This is a genomic window from Caballeronia sp. M23-90 (assembly GCF_053574605.1).
On sequence record NZ_JBSIPA010000812.1, the window covers coordinates 1 to 1,360 of the forward strand.

Genomic DNA, 1,360 nt, shown 5'->3' on the forward strand with positions numbered 1-1,360 from the left:
TGGCGGCGCATGGACGCGATTGTTCGCCGGGAACCTCGGTATAGATGTGTCTCAACTGACCGTACGCTCGTCGGTGCTGCGCACGGAGCCCATCGACGGCGGCCCGGAAGTCAGCGCCTGCACGGACACTGTTGGATATCGCAAACGTATGGATGGCGGCTACACGATCGCCAACGCATTTCGCAGTCTCGCCGAGCTCACCCCCGACAGCTTCCGGCTGTTCGATCAGTTCCTCCTGGCACTCAAAAGCAACTTCCGTTCGATGGACTTCGCCCTCGGCGAGCGTTTCTTCGACGCGTTGCGCCAACCCCGAACATGGCAGCTCGATCAACCGACGATCTTCGAATCGGTCCGAACCCTCGATCCGGCGCCGACGCAAAAGTACAACCGGACCGCCATCGACGAATTTCGCGCGATCTTTCCGGCCCTCGCGCACGTAAAGGTTGCGCAGGCGTGGGCGGGGTATATCGATGTCACGCCTGACGCGGTGCCGGTCATCTCGCCGGCGGACACGCTGCGCGGTATGTTCGTCGCGACCGGGTTTTCGGGTCACGGCTTCGGGATCGGGCCGGGCGCGGGGAAACTGATGGCGGACATCGTTGCTAACGATACACCGCTGGTCAATCCGCACGCGTTCCGGCTGGCGCGGTTTCGCGATGGATCGAAAATCGAACTTGACGGCGGGTTTTAAACGGCCCGATTGCGGCCGGGTTGCCGCTTGTTGCGTGGCGCCTGAGACAAAACCGAATGCGGGGTAAAATTTCGCACGAATTTTCAACGAGCCTCATATGACAAGCCCCACGCTGTACCTCGACGTCTGGTCGGACTATGTTTGCCCGTTCTGCTATCTGGAACTGCCGGTCATCGACCAGTTCCAGAACGCTTATGGCGATGCCGTCGAAGTCCGCTGGCATGCGTTCGAGTTGCGCCCGGAACCCACGCCGCCGCTCGAACCGGATAGCGACCTTCTGCAACAGAGCTGGGACAGCTCCGTTTATCCGATGGCGATCGACCGCGGCCTGCTGATGCGCCTGCCGCCGGTTCAACCGCGCAGCCGCAAGGCGTTCGAGACCGCATTTTTTGCGCGCGAGTCGGGACGGTTCGACGTTGTGCATCGGGCGATCTTCAAGGCGTTTTTCGAGGACGGCATTGATATCGGCGATACCGATGCGCTTCTCGACATCGCGGCCACGTGCGGTATCGATCCGGAATCGCTGGAAGAAGTTTTGCTTGGCGACGAGCTCACGGACGCGGTGATAGAAGACGAGGAATTCGCGCAGAAGCTGGGCGTGACGGGCGTGCCGTTCGTGGTGCTGTCGCGCGATGGCGTGGGCGATCAGGAACCGCCGCCGCCCATCGA

2 protein-coding genes are annotated in these 1,360 nt (G+C 61.7%); both read left to right on the forward strand.

What is annotated here, in order from left to right; all coding sequences use genetic code 11:
* On the forward strand, nt 1-691 hold a 691-nt coding region (locus ACRXB1_RS36075), incomplete at its 5' end, for an NAD(P)/FAD-dependent oxidoreductase (RefSeq protein ID WP_449494778.1).
* Between the two features lie 97 nt (nt 692-788).
* Nucleotides 789-1,360 (forward strand): DsbA family oxidoreductase (locus ACRXB1_RS36080; protein ID WP_449494779.1); only part of this gene is annotated, 572 nt, incomplete at its 3' end.